The following is a 19,187-nucleotide window of genomic DNA, read 5'->3' as shown; positions in this document are numbered from 1 at the left end:
CCGCTCTGTCTTCATGGTGAGAGGGGCCGCAGCCGCCTGTGGCAGGGGCTGGTCACAATGGATTGGTTCTCTTGAACCGGGTTGTTTAGGTCAGCAACTCGCTGGTCTCAGGCTGAACTTTCGAATTTCGGATATAGATATTTGCGGTAACTGCCCGGGGTAAACGAGGTGAGCTTCTTGAAGTTTTTGATAAAGAGGCTGACGTCGTTGTAGCCGGTCTCGAAGGCGATATCGGCCACCGAGTTGTTGGTCACCTCCAGCTGCATCTTGGCGTAGTTGATCCGGATCTCGTTGATGATCTGCATCGGCGTCTTGTTGTAGTAACGCCGGGTGGCCCTGGTCAGATACTCCTGGCTCTTGCCACAGAGAGAGACCATGTTGGCCAGCGCATCCTCGGCAAAGAGGGGGCGATCGTGCATCCGCTCCACGGTTTCGTGGAGCCATAGCGGAAGATCATCGCTGGCGGAGGTGTCCTTGTAGTGACGCAGCCGGTTCATCACCGCGTAGGTCACCACTTCGAGAAATTCGGTCAGCGCCTCTTCCCTAAACCCCGGTGAGACCAGCACCGACTCGATGTAGCTGAGGAACTCGCTCTTGAGCGCATAGGCCTGTGAGGCGACGAAGTGTTCCGGCAGCAGGTATTTGAAGTGCTCGTCAAAATAGGTACGGGTGATCCCGACGTTGAAGATGCGGGTGGTGCCGAACTCGTAGAAGCTTTGATGGCGGGAGCCGAGTGGGATAAACACCACGTCCCCCCGTTCCAGCAGCACCCGCTTGCCGTTGACCTCCTGATAGTAACGACCGGTCAGTACCAGGGTGAACTCGTAGTAGTCGTGCTGGTGCAAACCGGTTCCGCTCACCTGTTTGTTGTAGATGAACATGTGGAATGGTTTGTTGTTAAACAGTTCGGTTTCCCGGATTGTTTTAACGCTCATGAGTCGCTTCCTGATCTGCGGGCCGATGACGGGGCCTCTCGCCCCGTCCGGAGGTTATTGGTTCTGCAGCTTTTCGTGCAGCTCGATCAACTCGCTGATCAGCTCACGGGCCAGCATGGAGGTCATCAGGTGATCCTGGGCATGGACCAGCACCAGAGTGACCGGGATCTTGCCTTCCCCCTGATCGTCCTCGATCAGCTGGGTCTGCACCAGATGGGCGGCATTGAGCGCCTCGCGGGATTGGGCCATCAGCTGGTGAGCGGCGGCCAGATCCCCCTCCTTGGCCTTTTTCAGCGCGGTGTAGGCGAGACTGCGGGCCTGCCCGGAGTTGATGATAAGCCCCATTACCACCTCTTCCAGATCGTTGCTGGTGGTGGCCTCTTCAGTGATGTTGTCCAGATCGAACATGTGTCGTTCCTTACGTAAATGCGTTAATTGAAACCGTTAATTAAAACCATGGTTGCGCGCTACCTCGGCAAACCAGTAGCCGCTCTTCTTGATGGTGCGCTGCTGGCTCTCCAGATCGAGGCGGACGAAGCCGTAACGGTTCTTGTAGGCGTTGAGCCACGACCAGTTGTCGATAAAGGTCCACAGGTGATAGCCGCGACAGGCGCTGCCCTCTTCCAGTGCGCGATGCAGCCACTGGAGGTGCTCGCGAATGAACTGGATGCGGTAGTCATCCTCCACCCGTCCCTCGGGACCGATAAAGCGCTCTTCCCCTTCGACCCCCATGCCGTTTTCCGAGATGTAGCAGGGCAGGTTGCCGTAGTTGACTCGCAGGTCGGTGAGGATGTCGTAGATCCCTTTTTCGTAAATCTCCCAGCCGCGGTGGGGGTTCATCTTGCGGCCCGGCATCTCGTAGTAGTCGAACAGATCTTCCGGCGTGCGCGGTACACCCTGCCACGCCACCTCTTTGGCCTTGACCCGGCGCGGCTGGTAGTAGTTGATGCCGAGGATATCCACCTTGCCGGCGGCGAGCAGCGCCTTGTCACCCTCTTCGATCTGCGGCAGCAAGTCGTACTGCTCTAGCAGCGCGACCAGCTCGGGGTCGTAGCTCCCCTTCAGGGCCGGATCGAGGAAGCTCTTGTTGAGCAGCAGATCCGCGATGCGGGAGGCGGCGAGATCTGCCGGATCCTGCGAGCGGGGATAGGTCGGGCTCAGGTTGAGGATGATGCCGATCTCGCCATCATGCTGGCAGGCGCGATAGGCCTGCACGGCACCGGCATGGGCCAGCGCGGTGTGGTAGGCGACGGTGGCCGCCCTACCAAAATCGACCACGCAGGGGTAGTGGTAGTGGCCAAGGTAGCCGCACTCGACCGGCACAATCGGCTCGTTGAAGGTGAACCAGTGCTTGATGCGACCGCCAAACAGGTCGAAGCAGCGGGTGGCGTAGCGCACATAGGCGGCCACCACTTCCCGGCTCTCCCAGCCGCCACGCTCCTGCATGCACATCGGCATGTCGAAGTGGTAGAGGTTGATAAGCGGGGTGATCCCCTCGGCCAGCAGCCGGTCAAAGACGGCGTTGTAGAAGCTGACCGCCTCCTGGTTGATTTCGCCCACCCCGTCCGGGATCAGCCGTGACCAGGAGATGGAGGTGCGAAAACTGTTGTGCCCCAGCTGCTTGAGCAGCTTGATGTCGCTCTCGAAGTTGTCATAGAAGGTGGAAGTGTCGGTCGGGCCGACCCCGTTGTGGAAACGCTGCGGTTCGATGGAGAACCAGTAGTCAAAGATATTGGCGGATTTGCCGCCGCGGTTGGCGGCGCCTTCCATCTGCGGGGCCGAGCTGGCGCTGCCCCACCAGAAGTTATCCGGAAAACGATACTGCATGGGTTACTTCTCCAGGCTGTTAGGGGAGGAGTTTTGCTCCTCCCTTGCTGTCATTGGAATGGCTGTTATCAGAACTTCAGAGCCAGAGCGATATCCTCTTCGCTCTCCTCTTCTTCATCGATGACGTTCTGCGCTTTGTTGGCAATCAGCACGAAGGGGATATACATCATGGTCGCGACACCCAGGTTGAATATCGCCAGACAGAAGGCGGCCACGCTGCCGTTGGTGTTGAAGAAGGCACCCAGGCCGGTCGGCATGGTCCATGGCGCTATGTTGGTGATGGGCGGGATGATCCCGGCGTAGTAGGCCGCCATGGTGATCCCCATCAGTACCGGGTGCACCAGGATGAAGGGCACCAGCAGGATGGGGTTCATGATGACCGGCAAGCCGAACAGAATGGGCTCGTTGATCTGGAACATGCCGGAGGGCAGACCCAGCTTGGCGACCTGACGGTAGTCATCGCGACGGGAGACCATAAAGATGGCGATGATGAGGCCCAGCGTGGCACCGGTGCCGCCGAGGAAGACGAAGGAGTCGGTGATCGGCTTGGCCCAGAAGTGGAACTGCTTGCCTGCCTCCAGCGCCGCTTCGACCGAACCGTACTGGTTGTAGAGGGCGACGTTTTCCAGGGCGAAGGGGAAAAGTACGCCTGACTCCAGCGCAGTGAGCGCCAGCATGCCGTGTACACCGAAGAACCAGAGGAAGGAGGAGAAGATCACATAGACCCAGCCCACCAGACCCCCCATATTGGCCAGCGGGGTGGAGATACTGTCCATGATCAGCTGGTGGAAGTTGGTGCCGGCATTGTTCAGCAGGTAGGAGATCACCCCCATGATGGAGAGGATGATAAAGCCCGGGATCAAAGCCGAGAAGGAGCGGGAGACAGAAGCTGGAACGCTGTCTGGCAGGGTGATGACCCAGTTGCGACGGACGATAAAGGCGAACATTTCGGCCACGGCGATACCGATCAGCATGCCGGAGATGATGTTGGCTCCGCCCAGCCAGTTGGCGCCGACCGCATAGGCTTCGCCCACGCTGAACGGCGTGACGGTCATAAAGGCTGCAACCGACAGCAAACCGGAGGCCAGGGGGTCGGTCTTGCGCTCTTCTGCCAGTGCCAGACCAATAAAAAAGGGGGCCATCAAGGACATGATGCCCAGGGTGCCGTTATAGACGTTGCCGCCGATGCTCTTGAGGCCATCAAGGGTGGCGATGGTGGCGGGATCGATCCGCACGCCGATGGAGTAGAAGAAGGAGCCTTCGCCAAAGCTCAGAAAGACGTTGTTGATGAGAACGAACATGGCCCCGACCAGCGTCAGGGGCATCAGCTTGATAAAACCGTTCTTGATGGCGTTGACATGAGGTTGTTTGCCCAGCTTGACGGCTATGGGCAGTATGACCTTCTCCAACGATGCGATGATGTTGCTCACAGGGATCTCCTTACTGCGCGAGGCTCTTCTTGATGGAGGCTACCGCCGCCTTCAGTACGCCGAGGCCATCGACCTTGCCGTAGAGCAGGGTGTCGATCACCTCGACCGGCTTGCCCGGCAGTTGCTGCTGGATCTCCGGCAGCATGTAGGCGATTTGCGGGCCCAGCAGCACCAAATCGGCATCCTGTCCCTTCTCGCCAGCCAGGGTCTCCGGATAGGCATCGATCAGCACCGGCACATCATATTTTTCTGCCTGCGCCTTCATCTTTGAAACCAGCAGTGAAGTGGACATCCCGGCAGAGCAAAACAGGTAGATACGCTTCTTTTCCATAACCCTTCCCTCAACGCTTGAAAACCAAATGAACAGATCGGTCGAGATGGTTGCCTGTTGTGTTATCTAGACACATCAATCATCTCAAATTGACTTCATTGTATCGGCCTCTGGGTTCCATCTGGTATTTCGATGTTTTTATCAATAGTCTCTGGTTGACCTGTTGTTTTGCCGTTGCTCACATTTCTGATGGGTTGGCACAAAGGAAATGAGATTGAATGGGGCGTGAAGAGGATGGTTTTATTTTTTAATCGTTATTTTTCAGTTAGTTATTTTTATGCTTTTGTGGGCGGCTGTAATGTGGCTGGAAAAGATCAATAACGGGTGACAGCTCACATTTATCAAATGATGCAATCTTATTGATATTTAATTTGGCTATGGCGAGTTGCCACTTTTTGAGCAAGGTGTGTGCTCATTGACCATTTGCGGCAGGTGGATTGACGAGTGAGGCTGGTTGTTGCTGCGCAGAGCGGGTTGAAAGAGAGGGGGATCAGACACTCTTGCAGGGGATGTGGCGGTACGTCAGAGTTAAATGAGTAAGGGCTGAGGGGGTCAGTGCAGTGAGAGGAGAAGGCACAAAGGGATAAACAAGCTGACCCCGGAGTGGCTCCGGGGTCAGCGGGATAGGGGCTTAGATCCGCCCCTGATAGCGCAGGGGGAAGCGGCCCTGACTGTCGGGCTGGCCGAGGAAGGGGAGCCCTTGCTGCATCTGCGGTGGCAGTGCCGGGCCCGGTTTCAGGGTGCCCTGGAACAGGTATTGGCCATTAGGTTGCAGCTCGAGGCGACCCATGGTCTGCACCGCATCCGAGCCCTGCTTGAGTTCGGCCACCAGTTTGGAGTCGAGGCAGGTGAGCTTCACCTCGGGGTCGGCCAGATCCAGCTTGCCCGCCGGGGTATCGGCGCTGGCGTTGTACCAGTCGAGGTTGCCGTAGAGGTTGTCACACCAGGGGTTGCCCTGGGCAAACTGCTCCACTTTGAGCTGCAGCTGGCCGCTGACGGTGAGCGGGATCGGCAGGCGCATCGGCACCCGGCTCAGCAACCAGGGGGCGGGGGCGTTGAGGGTCAGATCCCGGCCGAAGGCGGTACCATTCCAGCCGACAACGCCCTGACCGTTCAGCCCGTTGCGATCGCCAAAGCGAATAGCCACTTCGGGGGCGAAGCGCAGCAGCGACCAGCCGTTGAGATCCCAGCGTAGCTGGTTCACCGATTCGCTGGCATATTGCAGTCGGGCAATCTGGCCACTCCAGAGGGTGCCGCTCACCCCTTCCAGTTTCAGCAGACTGGCGACGTTGGCAGGCAGCGGCAGATGGCGAGCCACCAGTGCCGCGGGCAGGGTGGCCAGCAGGAAGAGCAGATAGGCGGCCAGAAACAGGCTGGCAATCAGGATGCGTTTTTTCATTGTGGACGACTCAACTGCAAACGTCTGACCTTGACCAGACCCGGGGCCAGATCCTCGCGGGCGATCTCGATGATTTGAACCTGAATGCCGTGCTGCTCCACCAGAGTGGAGAGCCAGAGCAGCAAGTCATCGAACTGGACCGTGTCGATCCACACTTGCAGCTCCTGCGCCTGGGGTTGCAGCCGGGCAATCTTGATCTTGTGGTTGAAGGCGGTGCGGTTGACCACCCCTTCCAGGGTGCCGCTGGTATCGATCTGGCGACCCGAGCCACCCTGCATGGCCAGCACCTCTTCACCCTTCTCCTTGAGCCAGGCGAGGGTCTGCTGCTGGTTTTGCACCTGCCGCTCCCGCTCCGCGATGCGGTTGGCGATGGGCTGCCAGACGCTCCAGTAGAAGAGACCAACCAGCAGCAGAACGCCGCCTGCGACCACCAGCCGCTGTTCCCGTGCTGTGATGCCGTGCCACCAGCTCTGCAATTTTTCCATCATGATGATTTACCCTTGAGCACCAGTGCGCCCTCTACCTTGCCCTCGGTGCTGCGCACCTCGCCTTGCTGTACCTCGAATTGCTTGCCGGCCAGCTCACGGAACCGCTCGATCTCGGCAAAGCCTGGGGCGGTCACCTGCAGCCTCAGCTCGCGGCGACTGGCATCAAAGCGCATCACCTGCGGCTTGAGGCCTGGGACTTCGGCAAAGGTGGGGGCCAGCTCGGTGAGCATCAGCAGCACGCCGTTTTGCGGGGCTTGTCCCATCTGTTGCAGATGCTGGTTCATCTGGCTGCGCACGTTCACGATGCGGCTCTCACCCGGAAAGATGCGGGTATAGACGGCACGGATCTCCGCTTTCAGCGCCTTGTCCTGCTCGGTGAGCTGATAGAGTTGCACCCCGCGCTGGCCGAGGGCCACCAGCAGCAACAGACCGGCGGTGATGGCTACCTTGCGCCACTGCAACCAGTAGCGGGCATATTCGGTCTGCGGCCGGTAGGGGCCGGTCAGCAGGTTGGCCCGGCAGGTGAGGGCCCCTTTGGCCAGCAGCAGCATGGGGAGTTCAGGCTCCGCCGCCTGCCAGTTGGCGGCGGCAATGGCGGGCACCGGTGTGTGGCTGTGGATGGTGACCGGCTCCGCTTCGGTTGCCAGCAAGATGGCCAGCAGCGGTTCGTCGGCGACGATCCCCTGACAGGGGCCCTGGCGTACCAGCCACTCATTGCCGAGTTGCAGGGCAGACCAGCCATCAGCGGCCTGTGGCAGCGCCAGCACATCGGGCAGCAGTTGCAGGCTCTTGAGGCCGGCGGCATCGAGCCAGCCAAGCCACTCGGCCATCTTCTGCCGATCCACCGCCATCAGGTCGACCTGTTGCCCTTCGTGGGCCAGCACCACCAGATGGAGCTCGTCCACGTCGGAGGCGATCTGCTCCTCCAGCAGGTAGGGGAGGGCCGCCGCCGACTGGCGGTTGTAGCGACCCGGCAGGATGACGCGCCGGAAGATCAGATCGCTGCCCGGCACCAGGGTGACCACGGGGCGGCCACCGGCCCGCTCCTGCAGCTCGCCCAGGGCATCGGCCGAAGGTAGGGTGCCGGAGGCGATGATCTCCTGCTCCTGACCGGACCAGACCAGCCAGGCTACGGGTTGTTGTTTATTGGTCCCCAGTCGGATGACCAGACTTTCGCTCACGCATCTCTCTCCTGCGATACCGGTTTGCAAAGGGCGTTGTGCGCCCAGGCAACCGGTGCGCAGCCCGCAGGCTGCATCCAACATCTCTCGTACCCGCGGGCGATGGCCTGCAGGTGCGCTGTTTATTCGGCGCCGCTACTGAGGCGGCGCAGCATCACCAGTTTGTTGTCCTTGCCCCGCTGGAACAGGGTTTCGAGCCAGGCCCGGTTATCGCCGACCTCGGCCACGACTCGGGCTTCGAAGAAGTCGCTTTTGACCGCCAGCGCCTCTTTCAGCCCTTTCACCGCATCGACCGGAGCGAGCATGTCTGTCATCAGCTTGCTCTCTTTCCACCCCTTCTGTGGCCGCTCGTTCAGTACTCGCTTGGCGTCATCCAGCCCGATAGTGCCCAGATAGAGGGCGACCAGCAGCTCGGGGCGCTGGGGGGCAAGGGTATTGATATTGATCTTCAACTTGTCGTTGGGCAGGGTGCAGACATAGGGGGCCAGCTTGGCATAGACCCTGGCTGTCACCCCGCGCACCGCCCTCAGCTCATCCTTGCCCAGCATCCACTGATTGGCGGTCAGATAGGGTGGCTTGAGCCCCTCGTAATAGGCGTCCTCTGCGCCAAGGCTGGAGACCAGCACCGTATCCTTGTCAGTCCAGTCACGGATGGCATCGGTGAGCTGGGCTGCCTCGTAATCATCCATCGCCAGCTGTTTGAGCAGTTCGCGAAACACCTGCACCGGATAGGGCTGCTGCGCCAGCTCCTCGCCGCTCCCCGCCTTGGAGGCCACGCTCAGGCTGTTGAGGTTGAAGCAGGATTGCAGGTCGGTCACCTCGCCCTTGAGCTGGCCATCGTCCACCGGAAACACAGTGTTCTTGCGGGCCCAGTTCTGGCTGAGGTTGACCACCTCGGGGTTGTCCTTGAAATCCTGCGTCAGCACCTTGCTCACCAGCGCTTCCGCCGAGAGGGCATACCACCATGCCTGTTTGCCTGTGGTGATGTTGGCGGTGCGGCGCAGCTCAAGCTGCAGGCGGCCGCTCATATTGCTGGCGATGATCACCATCACCGAGAGGATCAGCAGCACCACCAGCAGCGCCATGCCGCGCTGGCGACCGGGGGCGGCGAGATTAGCCCGCATTGGCGCCCCCTCCGTTCTGGCTGTCACCATTACCGCCATTGGTATTGCCGTTGCCGCCACTGTTCCCGTTGTTGTTGCTGTTGCTGCCACCCCCTTGGTCGGGGTTGCTGCTCTGGCTGTTCTCTTCGGCGCGCTGGCCGCCGGCACCAATCAGGAACTGGCGGCGAATGGTGCCGTAATCTTCCAGATCCAGCTCCACTGCCAGCCCGTGGGGCAGCACGCTGCGCTGGGTCCACTCCTCTTTCCAGTTGCCCTTGTCGAAGAAGTAGAGGCGAAACGCCGTGACCCCTGCCAGCACCGGCTGGATGCGCGGCTCGGTGCCGATCACCGGATCCGGATAGAGATAGCTCAGGCGCTCCAACTTCTGATCCTTGAGGCGCCAGCCGACCCGCTGCAGATGGGAGCGGGGCAGCATGCCGTCCGGGTTGAGCCAGCCGCTGCGCATAAAGGCCATGCCCCAGTCATCGCTCTGCTGGCCGAACCGGGAGGCCGCCAGCAGCACCTTGTTGTTCTCCCCCTCGATGCGACCGCTGCGCGGCACCATCTGGGTGATGTCTCGCTCCAGCAGGGTGGAGGCGAGCTGCAATTCGTTGAGGCGGGCCTCCTTGCGCTTGGCTACCTCATCGCTGGTGAGCACCCCCTGCAGCACCTGATAGGCGCCCATGCTGAGAGTGGCGAAGATGGCGATCGCCACCAGCATTTCGAGCAGGGTGAAACCTGCGTGATGGACGGGGCGAGGCGTGCGGGCAACGTGCTGGGTCATCGGCTGATATAGGTCCGCATCATGGCGACCGGGTTCTCGGCCTTGGCCTCGGTACGCACTTCCATATCGAGCGCCCGGAAGTTGTTGTCGGCGGTGGCGACGCCGCGATAGCGCCAGTACCAGGTGCTGCCAGCCATCTGCTCATCCCCTTCCACCCAGCTGTCGCCGGGCCACTTGTTCTCGAGCTTCTGTTGCACCAGCTGGTTCTCTACCACCCAGGTGGCAAGGGTCTTCTGCTCCAGATAGTTGAGGGCCGAGAGGTGTTCGCTGGCGGTTTTCATTACCGCGAGACCCGCGATGGCAAAGACCGCCAGCGCCACCATCACTTCGAGTAAGGTCATGCCGCGGGAGTTCATCGTGCCACCTGTTGAGGATGTGGTTGGCACAGCAGTCGCGCTACCATCACACCTTTCTCAAACAACATCATGCCGCGGGCGTTCATTCGCTCACCTCTTCATCTTCATCGCCGGTGAGCAGGGTGAGGCGGCCGAACTCGTCTCCTTTGACGATGCGGGTGTAGCGGGCATCCTCATCCTGCTGGGTGAAGGTGAGCACGAACGGGCTCAGCTCGCCGCCCGGGAAGATCAGCAGCTGTGGTGTGCGCTCCTTCTCGTCGCGCTTCTGTTCGGTTTTCTCGTCGGAGTCCGGCTGCCAGCCAAAGCCTTCCAGCTCCAGTGTCAGCGTCATGTTCTCGGCCAGTTGCACCGGCCCAAGTTGCTTGTCGCCAGTCAGGGCCAGCCACTTGCGATCCTTGGCCTGACGCTGCATAAACTGCCAGCCGTTATCCTCGATACGAATGCCCACCAGCCGACCATCCATCACCGCATACTCCTGCGCCAGCTGCAGCGTCGCCATCAGGCGGCGCGCCTGCTTGTCCAGCTCCCGATCTCCTTTGGCTCCTCCCATGCTGAGGGTGACGGCGGTGGCCACCAGCCCCATCAGCATGGCAACGAGCAGCACCTCCAGCAGGGTAAAGCCGGATTGACGATGAAAGGAGAGAGAGCGCTTCATGCAGTCAGCTCACAAGGAGTGCGGTGGCGACATATCACTTATTGGAAATCCTTCAAGTTCCAGTTGCCGATGTCATCATCGGTACCGGCTTCACCATCCAGACCCATGGAGAAGATGTCGATCTTGCCGAACTGGCCCGGGCTCAGCAGCTGGTACGGGTTGCCCCAGGGATCTTGCGGCAGGCGTTTAATGTAGCCGCCATCGCGGTAGCTGCGCGGCGCCGGATCGATAGAAGGCTTGGTCACCAGCGCGTCCAGACCCTGTTCTGTGGTCGGGTAGCGGTTGTTGTCCAGCTTGTACATGTCGAGGGCGTTTTCCAGCGCCACGATATCGGAGACCGCTTTCTGCTGGTCAGCCTTCTCCTTATTGCCCATCAGGTTGGGCACCACCAGACTGGCCAGAATGCCGAGGATCACGATGACCACCATGACTTCCAGCAGGGTAAAACCGGATTGACGACGTTTGTTCATGAGTTGCTCCGTAACGAATGAGATGGGATGGCCCATCAGAGAGTGATCACTGGGTGGGTTCGACGGGCCGCCAGCGGGGCTATCGAACGCCGGAAACTTACATATTCACCATATTGTTGAGCTCGAGGATCGGCTGCAGGATCGACATCACGATAAACAGCACCACCCCGGCCATGGAGACCACCAGCATGGGTTCGAACACCCCGAGGGCGATATTGACCTGGGATTCAAACTCCCGATCCTGGTTGTCTGCCGCCCGCTCCAGCATGCTGTCGAGTTCGCCGCTCTGCTCGCCGGAGGCGATCATGTGCAGCATCATGGGCGGGAAAATCTTGGTCTCGGTTAGCGACTTGCGCAGACTGGTCCCCTCGCGCACCCGTTCGGCGGCCTCGAGAATGCGCATTCTGGCAAAGTCGTTGGAGAGCACTTCGCCGGAGATCTTCATCCCCTCCAGCAGCGGCACCGCACTGGCATTGAGGATGCTTAACGTGCGAGCGAAGCGGGCGGTGTTGAGACCACGGCTGACCCGGCCAATCACCGGCAGGCCGAGCAGCACCTGATGCCAGCGTCGGCGACGCTTTTCATCGGTGAGCCACCAGCGCCAGACAAAGCTGCCAAGGAATATCAGCAGCAGGAACCAGAGGCCGTAGGCCTGCATCAGTTCGCTGGTACCGATGAGAAAGCGGGTGGTGCCCGGCAACTGCTGGCCCATGTGTTCAAACTGGGCCACCACCTTGGGTACCACCGCGGTAAGCAGGATCGAGATAACCCCAATGGCGACGCAGGTGAGCACTATGGGGTAGATCATCGCCTGCAGCAGCTTGGTACGCATATGCTGGCGCTGCTCGGTGTAGTCGGCGAGGCGGTTGAGCACTTTCTCCAGATGACCCGACTTTTCACCGGCCGCCACCATGGAGCGAAACAGCTGGTCGAACACATGGGGAAAAGCCCCCAGCGAGTCGGCCAGCGAATAGCCTTCCACCACCTTGCTGCGCACGGTCGCCACCAGAGAGCGCAAGTGGGCCTTTTCGCACTGCTCGGCTACAGCTTTGAGCGCCTCTTCGATGGTGAGACCGGCCCCCACCAGGGTCGCCAGCTGGCGAGTGATCAGGGCCAGCTCGGCAGTGCTGGCACCGCGCCGAAACAGGGCGAAGCGGGTCGCTTCCCGTTTCGCCTTCTCGGTGGTCTCGTTCACCTCGAGGGGAGTGAGCCCCTGCTCGCGCAGCAACTGGCGTACCTGACGGGCGGAATCCCCCTCCATCACGCCGCTCTTGCTGCGCCCCTTGTTGTCGAGGGCCTTGTATTCGAATGCCGCCATCTCAATCTTCCCGGGTCACGCGCAGCACCTCTTCGAGGCTGGTTTGCCCCTTGAGCACCTTGTCGATGCCGTCACGGCGGATGCTGGGGGTGTGGCCGCGGATCAGCCGCTCGATGGCGAGCTCGCCGCTGGCACTGTGAATGGCTTCACGCACAGCTTCGTCGATCACCACCAGCTCGTGGATACCGGTCCGGCCACGGTAGCCGGTGTGGTTGCACAGCTCGCACCCGACCGGACGCCACACCTGCTGATCGGGAGCCAGCTCGATGCCCATGGCGAGGCGCTCCTGCTCGGTGATGGGACGCGGGGCGCGGCAATCGGGGCAGAGGGTGCGCACCAGCCGCTGGGCCAGTACCGCCAGCAAGGACGAGGAGAGCAGGAAGGGCTCGATCCCCATGTCCCGCATCCGGGTGATAGCGCCGATGGCGGTGTTGGTGTGCAGGGTCGACATCACCAGGTGACCGGTCAGCGACGCCTGTACCGCGATCTGGGCGGTTTCCAGATCTCGAATTTCCCCCACCATCACCACATCCGGATCCTGACGCAGGATGGCGCGCAGGCCGCGGGCGAAGGTCATGTCCACCTTGGTGTTGACCTGGGTCTGGCCCACCCCTTCGAGGTCATATTCGATGGGATCTTCCACCGTCAGGATGTTGCGATCCCGCGAGTTGATTTCAGACAGCGCCGCATAGAGGGTGGTGGATTTACCGGAACCGGTCGGGCCGGTGACCAGAATAATGCCGTGGGGCTTGCGAATGAGTTCGCTGATGATGGTGCGGTTGGCCGCGGTCATCCCCAGCTGCTTGAGCTCGAGGCGCACGTTGTTTTTGTCGAGCAGACGCAATACCACCCGCTCGCCGTAGCTGGACGGCATGGTGGACACCCGCACGTCGACGGCGCGACCGCCGATACGCAACGAGATACGGCCATCCTGCGGTACCCGCTTCTCGGCGATATCCATCCGCGACATCACCTTGATCCGCGAGACCAGCAGTGAGGCCAGCTTGCGATGGGGGCGCAGGATCTCCCGCAGCACCCCGTCGATGCGAAAACGAATGACCAGTGCCCGCTCGAAGGTCTCGATATGAATATCGGAGGCCTCCTCCTTGATCGCCTCGCTCAACATGGCGTTGATGAGGCGAATGATGGGGGCGTCGTCATCGGCATCCAGCAGATCTTCGCTCTGGGGCAGCTCTTCGGCCAGGGCGAAGAAGTCCATCTCGTTGCCGAGATCTTCCATCAGCTGGCGCGCTTCGGAGGAGTCTCGCTGGTAGTGAGCCATCAGCAGCTCTTCGAAGGCCTCGTTGTCGAGCTGCTCCACCGCGAAGCTGCAACCCGCTACCCGCCGTACTTCCAGCAGGGCTTGCGGGGTGACACCGGGGCGGCACTGCAGCACGGGGGCGCCGTCCCGCTCAATCAGGATCACCCCGAAATTGCGGGCAAAGACAAAGGGGAGCTCGGGCAGTGGCGCAGGCCCGGCGCTTCCATCCAGATGGTAGGCACTCATCAGGGCTTACTCTGCACAAACGGGGTGGTGGTCTCGACAGTGCTTTGCTGTCTGCTCCGCATCTCGTTGATCTGCTTCTGGATCTCTTTTTGCAGCTCGGGCGACACCATCACATCCTGGCCATAGGCAGGTAATACCTGACGGGCGGGGGAGGTGAGATACCCCTCCTGCGAGGCGGCATTGAGCTGCTCGGCGCGGAACAGGCTGTATTTGTTGCTGGAGACACCGGTATAGACGTCCGCATCACGCAAGATGGTTGGCCGGATAAAGACCATCAGGTTGCGCTTGGAGGTGGTGTTGGAGGTAGAGCGGAACAGATAGCCCAGCACCGGGATATCGCCCAGCAAGGGCACCTTGGAGACTTGCTCCTTGGTCTGTTCGTCCATCAAACCGCCCAGCACCACGGTTTCGCCGCTTTTGACCAGCACCGCGTTCTTGACGGTACGGGTATCGAAAGTGGGGCCAAGGTTGGCAGTACCGGTTGCCTGGGTCTGGGCGACGCTGGAGACCTCCTGCTCGATATTGAGCAGCACCGAATCCCCTTCGTTGATCTGCGGGGTCACCACCAGCTTGGTGCCCACCGTCTTGCGCTCGATGGTGTTGAACACCTGATCGCTGGTGGTGGAGCTTTGCGAACCGCTCTGGACCGGGACCTCCTGACCGACGTTGAAGGAGGCCTCCTTGTTATCCATGGTGACGATACTCGGGGTGGAGAGAATATCGTTCTTGGTATTGGAGGCCAGCGCCGTGGCCAGCATGGCCCAGTCGCCGTGATAGAAACCGGCGGCCATGCCGTTGAACTCTTTCAGCAGACCGGCAGCGGTGTCGGTCTTGCCATTCTGGTAATCCTTGCCCGCCGCAATGGCGCTGCCGAGAGGCAGCCCTGAGTTGGTGAACTGGGCGCCACCGCCGTTGGCATTGCCCCACTGGACGCCAAGGCTGAGGCCGTCGCCATCCTGCATCTCGACGATGATCGCCTCCACCAGCACCTGGGCGCGGCGGATATCGAGCTTGGCCACCACCTGCTCCAGTTCTGACATCACGTCCGGCTGGGCGGTGATGACCAGCGCATTGGTGGTCTCGTCAGCGGAGATGGCCAGCTTGCCACCGCCGATGCTGGCGCCACCTGTGGTTGCGCCGCCGCCCTTCTTGTCGGCCTCGATGCTGGAGCTGACCCCTTTGAGCACCTCGACCATGTCTTTGGCCTTGCCATATTTGAGGTAAAAGACCCGGGTGTTGCCCTGGCTTTGCAGGTCGCGGTCGAGCTGGCGCACCATCTGGATGATGCGGGCGCGCGCTTTCGGCTCACCACTCACCACCACAGAGTTGGTGCGCTCGTCGGCCACCACCTTGGGGGAGAGCAGCAGGGAGGCGGTGCCGCCCTGTGGGTTGCCATCCTTGTTGAGATTGGTCACCAGCCGCACCATTTCACCCGCCGAGGCGAACTTGAGCTTGATGATGTCCACATCCTGATCGCCTGCGCGGTCGACCCGGTTCACCACCTCCACCAGACGGTTGACCACGGCGGCGCGGCCGGTGATCAGCAGCACGTTGGAGGGCTCGTAGTGCACCACGTTGCCACCACCGGCGTTGTCGTTGAGCTGGCGCAGCAGCGGCGCCAGTTCACGGACCGAGACGTTGCGCACCGGAACGACCCGGGTCACCATCTCGTCGCCCATGCCCGGGTTGCTGCCATCCACCACCGGAATGGCGGAGGTCTTGGCATCCCGCGAGCGCAGCACCTTGAGCACCCCGTTATCCATCGGCACCACGGCAAAGCCGTAGACGTCGAGCACGCTCAGGAAGAACTGGTAGTACTGCTCCTCATTGAGCAGGTCGTAGCTGCGCACGTTGATCTTGCCGCGTACCGATGGCTCTATGATGATGGTTTTATTGAGGTTCTTGCCCACCGTATTGATGAACTCTTCAATGTCGGCGTTCTTGAAACTGGCAGAGTATTCGGTGGCCCAGGCTGAGCCCGCCATCATCAGTGCCGCTGCGATAGTGGCCAGACGCCAGCTTTTCCCTTTAGTGGTCATTATTGGTACGACTCCAAATCATTATTCTGACAAGCGCACATAGATGTCGAACTGTTCGCCCTGTCGCTCGACGGTCACTGTCATTTCCGTTGCGCCAGCCATCTGCTGCATCGCCTGCATGGCTTGCATGTTGTCCCGTAAATCCAGCCCGTTGATGCTGATGGCCAGGTCATTGGCCTGCAGCCCGCTCTGGTTGAAAAACTCAGGATTGCTGCCCGGATTGAGGCGATAACCGGTCATGCGGCCATCCACCTGAACCGGTGAAATATTGAGGTAATCAGTGATCTTGCCCGGATCGGCCATCAGCTCGCTGCGCAGGGAGCCAAGGGGGGCGGAGTTGGTCTGCGGCAGCGGCTTGCCATACTCCTCGCCATCCAGCATCAGGGTCTCGTCGCGGCCATCCCGCTCGATGATCACCCGATCCGGATAGACCTGCCGGATCCGCGCCTGGGTGCCGTCAATCATGTCACCGACCCCGTAGGAGTTCTGGATACCGGACATGGCGATGATGGCGATGGATTTGGCGGGATCTGAGCTTGCCAACACCCCGTTGAGCTGGGCATTGAGCTGGGTACGCGGCGCATTGGCGGCCACGGCGGCTTTGGCTTGCGCCTTGGGGATCGCCTTGCCAAAAAGTGCCAGTCGGCTCACCTCGCCCAGTTCAAGGCGCGGGTTGCTCTGGCCGTTGACCGCCACGGCGGAGGGTTGCCACGGTTGGCTGGTTTGCGGGCTTGCCAGGGTGAGCAGACGCCAGGTGAGGGCGGCGCTCTGCTGGGCCAGCATGATCAGCAGCGCCAGAAAGGCCACCTGGGTGACTCTGGTCATGGGAAGCCGCCGGCACTGGGCCAGCAGCATGGTCAAGATGTCATCCCTGAATCGTAGCGTCATATTAATCAACAAATTCCAGGCTCTGGGGCGGCTGCGTATTGTGTACGGCCAGTGGCTGTGACACAACGGGTCGGGGCGCGCCAAACCGTAAAAATGGATATTTCATCACACCGTAAACCTTTGAATGCTCACAAAAGTGGCGATCAGGTGAGGTGCATCCTGCATGCCAGCAAACATCAGGGTACGGTGCGTACTCATCCTCGCCAATCCTGCAGCGCCTTGAGGGTCACGCTCTGTCCGGCGACCTGCAGCACTATGTATTGCTGGTCGATGGTGGCGAGCACGACTCCCGGGGCGATTTCGCTCCCCTCCCGGTATTCCCGGCCATTGAGCACCACGGCGCGCTTGGCGGGGTTGGAGGAGAACACATGAGAGCCATAGCTCAATTGCGGTACCTGCTGGCGCACCGACTGGGGCGCCGAGCCCAGCGCCATCAACTGGGCTGGTTGCACGTTCTGGCTGGCGGTGTGTGGCGTCTCCTGCAATGGGGTTTCATTGAGAGCTTTCATCAGCTGCTCGGCCAGACTCAGCGCGGGGGTATTCCCCTGACTGGGCCCTTCGTTTTTGGCCACTGCTCTGGGTTGGACCACCGGCTCCGGCAGGGGCGGGGGCAGCGGACGGGTCACCATTGCCTTGGGTTCGACCCGCACGAAGGGCGGGGTGATCACCTCTTTCACCTCCACCTTCTCCTCGATGGGGCGCAGGTGGATCAGATGCCAGCCATAGTTGGCACCCGCCCCCAGCAACAGGGCAAGGGGAGCCAGCAGCCAGCCGATGCGGTGTGGGCTGCGCTCCTCTTCCCGGGGCATGGGCAAGCCCATGGCCGGTATATGGGCAGATAGTTGCGGTTGCTGCGCCCGGCGCAGCGCCTTGAGCAGGGTAGACATCAGGAGGCCTCCTCCAGTCTGGGCATGGGTTCACCGGAGAGGGCGTTGAGACGCAGCAGGGTGTTGCTGCCCGCGATGCCATCAGGGGTGAGCCCCTGATCCCGCTGGAACTGCTGCAGCTTGTTCTTGAGCTCGCCATCGAAGCGGCGCACCTTGCGTTCGGGTTGTTGCAGCGCACGGCTCAGGGCATTGTCGAGCCACTGGATCTGGGTCTGACCGGCATTGCTGGCGATCAGGCTGACGCCCCCTTTCGGCATGCGCCAGAGCAGGGTGTAGCTGCCGCCCCAGTTGTCGCTGAGCCACTGGCGATCCACCTGCCAGCTCTGGTCGCCGATCATCAGGCTGGCCTTGTTCGGCCCCAGATTGACCAGGGTCGCGTAGTAGAGGCCGCCAGTCTGGTCAGTGAGCGTGATCATGGCGGGATACTGCAGGGCGCGCAGCTCGTCGAGGCTTGCCTCTCCCTCCTGACAGCGCAGACCGGCACGGGGGGCGTTATCGCAGGTTGCTTCGAACGGTTCCGGTTCATAACCCCAGACCCGATAGAGATTCTGCATGGCGCTGTCGGGGTCGATGGCCTGATTGATTGCCTCGGTCAGCTGCTCCTGCTGCTCGGCGGTCTCGTCGATGGTGACCGGCACCTCGACCTTGACTACCGGACGGGTAGGGAACACGCCGAAAAATTGCCAGCCCCACCAGCCTGCTGCCACCAGCAGGGCGCCCGCCAGCGTCACCATCAGACCGGAGGCCCAGCTTCCTTCGTCCCGAACGCCATTGACCTCGAAGGCGGCCTGGCTGATATCGCTGTGGACAATCTTGTAGCTGCCACGGGCGAAAGCGGCGATCAGGGCGCGGTCACAGATGAGGTTGATGAAACGGGGGATGCCGCCACTCAGGCGATGAAGCGTCTTGATGGCGCGCGGGGTAAAGATGGGTTGTACGCAGCCTGCAACTTGCAGCCGGAAGCGGACGTAGGCATCCACATCGCTGTGAGAGAGCGGCAGCAGGTGATAGCGGGCGGTAATGCGCTGGGCCAGCTGACGCAGCAGGGGTTGGCGCAGCATCTGTTGCAGCTCGGGCTGACCGATCAGCACCACTTGCAGCAGTTTTCGTTCGTCGGTTTCGAGGTTGGTGAGCAGACGCAGCTGCTCCAGTACGCCGGGCAGCAGGTGCTGCGCCTCATCCACCAGTACCACGCTGCGCTTGCCTGCCGCCAGGTTGGCCAGCAGGTGATCGCGAATAAGGTCGAACAGCCGCTTGATCCCGGCATCATCGGGATAGGGGAGTTGAAACTCGTCGCAGATGGCGGCCAGCAGATCCCGTTCGGTCAGGGAGGGGTTGAGGATGTAGGCGATCTCGGTCTCGGCGGGGAGCTGTTGCAGCAGGCAGCGGGAGACGGTGGTTTTGCCAGTGCCCACTTCGCCGGTCAGCAGCACAAAGCCGCCGCCATCCTGCAATCCATAGTTGAGATGAGCAAGGGCTTCGCCGTGGCGCTCGCTCATATAGAGGTACTTGGGATTGGGCGAGATGGAAAACGGGTGTTCCGAGAGGCCGAAGAACTGTGTGTACATGAGGGTATTCTTTTGTAGCCG

The 19,187-nt window shown here is 61.1% G+C and carries 18 protein-coding genes and 1 pseudogene; all 19 read right to left on the bottom strand.

Going from position 1 to position 19,187, the window contains the following annotated elements; all coding sequences use genetic code 11:
- Window positions 1-107: 107 nt before the first annotated feature.
- Window positions 108-935: a transcriptional regulator ChbR gene (chbR, locus tag OKC31_RS02860; RefSeq protein WP_108540997.1), complete on the bottom strand. Its 828-nt coding sequence runs from the start codon at window positions 933-935 to the stop codon at window positions 108-110.
- Between the two features lie 54 nt (window positions 936-989).
- Window positions 990-1,343: a PTS N,N'-diacetylchitobiose transporter subunit IIA gene (chbA, locus tag OKC31_RS02855; RefSeq protein ID WP_005350025.1), complete on the bottom strand. Its 354-nt coding sequence runs from the start codon at window positions 1,341-1,343 to the stop codon at window positions 990-992.
- A gap of 36 nt (window positions 1,344-1,379) precedes the next feature.
- A complete protein-coding gene (locus tag OKC31_RS02850; protein ID WP_005350027.1) occupies window positions 1,380-2,762 on the bottom strand; it encodes a glycoside hydrolase family 1 protein in 1,383 nt (460 codons plus the stop codon).
- Window positions 2,763-2,830: 68 nt separating this feature from the next.
- The gene (gene chbC, locus OKC31_RS02845; RefSeq protein WP_108541000.1) at window positions 2,831-4,192 is read right to left on the bottom strand and encodes a PTS N,N'-diacetylchitobiose transporter subunit IIC; all 1,362 of its coding nucleotides are present in this window, start codon (window positions 4,190-4,192) and stop codon (window positions 2,831-2,833) included.
- Window positions 4,193-4,202: 10 nt separating this feature from the next.
- On the bottom strand, window positions 4,203-4,523 hold the full coding sequence (locus tag OKC31_RS02840; protein ID WP_005350034.1) for a PTS sugar transporter subunit IIB: 321 nt from the start codon (window positions 4,521-4,523) through the stop codon (window positions 4,203-4,205).
- A 631-nt stretch (window positions 4,524-5,154) separates the two neighbouring features.
- Window positions 5,155-5,922, bottom strand: a complete 768-nt coding sequence (gene exeN, locus OKC31_RS02835; protein WP_270656221.1) for a GspN family type II secretion system protein ExeN — start codon at window positions 5,920-5,922, stop codon at window positions 5,155-5,157.
- Entirely contained in the window at window positions 5,919-6,410 is a 492-nt protein-coding gene (exeM, locus tag OKC31_RS02830; protein ID WP_005338305.1) for a GspM family type II secretion system protein ExeM, read from the bottom strand. The genes exeN and exeM overlap by 4 nt, the downstream gene beginning before the upstream one ends.
- Complete coding sequence (gene exeL / locus OKC31_RS02825) at window positions 6,407-7,591, bottom strand: GspL family type II secretion system protein ExeL (RefSeq protein WP_270656220.1); 1,185 nt, start codon at window positions 7,589-7,591, stop codon at window positions 6,407-6,409. Before exeL ends, exeM begins: the two co-directional genes overlap by 4 nt.
- Window positions 7,592-7,713: 122 nt before the next feature.
- Window positions 7,714-8,715 carry a GspK family T2SS minor pseudopilin variant ExeK gene (exeK, locus tag OKC31_RS02820; RefSeq protein ID WP_167557866.1) on the bottom strand — a complete coding sequence of 334 codons (1,002 nt, stop codon included), beginning with the start codon at window positions 8,713-8,715 and terminating at the stop codon, window positions 7,714-7,716.
- Between the two features lie 115 nt (window positions 8,716-8,830).
- A pseudogene (gene gspJ, locus OKC31_RS02815) lies at window positions 8,831-9,478 on the bottom strand (type II secretion system minor pseudopilin GspJ); the annotation flags it as partial.
- Window positions 9,475-9,834 carry a GspI family T2SS minor pseudopilin variant ExeI gene (gene exeI, locus OKC31_RS02810; protein ID WP_058054319.1) on the bottom strand — a complete coding sequence of 120 codons (360 nt, stop codon included), beginning with the start codon at window positions 9,832-9,834 and terminating at the stop codon, window positions 9,475-9,477. The gene exeI and the pseudogene gspJ, both read right to left, overlap by 4 nt.
- A gap of 82 nt (window positions 9,835-9,916) precedes the next feature.
- On the bottom strand, window positions 9,917-10,489 hold the full coding sequence (exeH, locus tag OKC31_RS02805) for a GspH family T2SS minor pseudopilin variant ExeH (RefSeq protein WP_021229088.1): 573 nt from the start codon (window positions 10,487-10,489) through the stop codon (window positions 9,917-9,919).
- 38 nt (window positions 10,490-10,527) lie between these two features.
- Entirely contained in the window at window positions 10,528-10,959 is a 432-nt protein-coding gene (gene exeG / locus OKC31_RS02800) for a GspG family T2SS major pseudopilin variant ExeG (protein ID WP_005338297.1), read from the bottom strand.
- A 97-nt stretch (window positions 10,960-11,056) separates the two neighbouring features.
- Window positions 11,057-12,277, bottom strand: a complete 1,221-nt coding sequence (gene exeF / locus OKC31_RS02795; protein WP_005338296.1) for a GspF family T2SS innner membrane protein variant ExeF — start codon at window positions 12,275-12,277, stop codon at window positions 11,057-11,059.
- A 1-nt stretch (window position 12,278) separates the two neighbouring features.
- Window positions 12,279-13,784, bottom strand: coding sequence for a GspE family T2SS ATPase variant ExeE (gene exeE, locus OKC31_RS02790; RefSeq protein WP_040065841.1), 1,506 nt, complete (start codon window positions 13,782-13,784; stop codon window positions 12,279-12,281).
- Entirely contained in the window at window positions 13,784-15,823 is a 2,040-nt protein-coding gene (gene exeD / locus OKC31_RS02785) for a GspD family T2SS secretin variant ExeD (protein ID WP_270656219.1), read from the bottom strand. Before exeD ends, exeE begins: the two co-directional genes overlap by 1 nt.
- A gap of 21 nt (window positions 15,824-15,844) precedes the next feature.
- Window positions 15,845-16,678: a GspC family type II secretion system variant ExeC gene (gene exeC, locus OKC31_RS02780; protein ID WP_333563514.1), complete on the bottom strand. Its 834-nt coding sequence runs from the start codon at window positions 16,676-16,678 to the stop codon at window positions 15,845-15,847.
- Window positions 16,679-16,905: 227 nt separating this feature from the next.
- Window positions 16,906-17,598, bottom strand: coding sequence for a GspB family T2SS assembly factor variant ExeB (exeB, locus tag OKC31_RS02775; protein ID WP_231720406.1), 693 nt, complete (start codon window positions 17,596-17,598; stop codon window positions 16,906-16,908).
- On the bottom strand, window positions 17,598-19,166 hold the full coding sequence (locus tag OKC31_RS02770) for an ExeA family protein (protein ID WP_106842468.1): 1,569 nt from the start codon (window positions 19,164-19,166) through the stop codon (window positions 17,598-17,600). The genes exeB and OKC31_RS02770 overlap by 1 nt, the downstream gene beginning before the upstream one ends.
- Window positions 19,167-19,187: the final 21 nt, after the last annotated feature.

It is taken from the genome of Aeromonas sp. Y293-4 (assembly GCF_027705905.1).
GTDB classification, from domain to species: Bacteria; Pseudomonadota; Gammaproteobacteria; order Enterobacterales; family Aeromonadaceae; genus Aeromonas; species Aeromonas veronii.
The sequence above is the reverse complement of the archived record's forward strand: the minus strand, read 5'-3'. Positions and strand labels throughout refer to the sequence as shown.